This is a genomic window from Halorubrum sp. SS7 (assembly GCF_005435055.1).
Classification (GTDB): Archaea; Halobacteriota; Halobacteria; order Halobacteriales; family Haloferacaceae; genus Halorubrum; species Halorubrum salinarum.
This window is the reverse complement of sequence record NZ_SGXV01000236.1, coordinates 1-577: the sequence shown is the minus strand read 5'-3', so window position 1 is coordinate 577 and position 577 is coordinate 1. Positions and strand designations below refer to the sequence as shown.

Sequence of the window (577 nt, the reverse complement as noted above, 5' to 3'; positions counted from 1 at the left end):
AGGATCGCCTGGGGACGTTCCTCGAGTAATCGACGGATGGCGCTCATCGACAACAACGTCCTGAGTTCCCTCGCGAAGATCGACCGGCTGGAACTGCTCCCGTCGGTGTTCGAGACCGTCGAGACGCCGCTGTCGGTCATCGACGAACTCGACCGTGCCGCGGCCGAGGGATACGATTTTGTCACGCGTATCGACGCCGTCAAATCGTACAACGACGGCTGGCTCGAAATCGTCGCTCCGACGGGAGCCGAACTCGAACTGGCGGACGATCTGGGCGATCACGCGCTTTCCTCGACTGACGCGCGGTGCCTCGCGATCGCGTCGCAGCGTGACGCGCGACTCGTGACCGACGACGCGCACGTCGGCACGCGTGGAGCACAGGTCGGCGTCGAGGTGTGGGATCTCGTCCTGTTGTTACAGGCGGCGATCCACTGCGACGTGATTTCCACGACCGAGGAACTGTCGACGCTCGTCGCGGAACCGCGAGACCGAGACGGCTATCGGTTCTCCGAGGAGGACCGGAATACTCCCTCGAATATGCCCCGGTACTCGGACGCGGACCTCCTCGACGAGATCC

The 577-nt window shown here is 63.8% G+C and carries 1 protein-coding gene; it reads left to right on the top strand.

Annotated elements, in window-relative coordinates; translation table 11 throughout:
* Window positions 1–36: 36 nt before the first annotated feature.
* Window positions 37–577: hypothetical protein (locus EXE44_RS21000; protein WP_199241271.1), on the top strand; the 541-nt coding region annotated here is incomplete at its 3' end.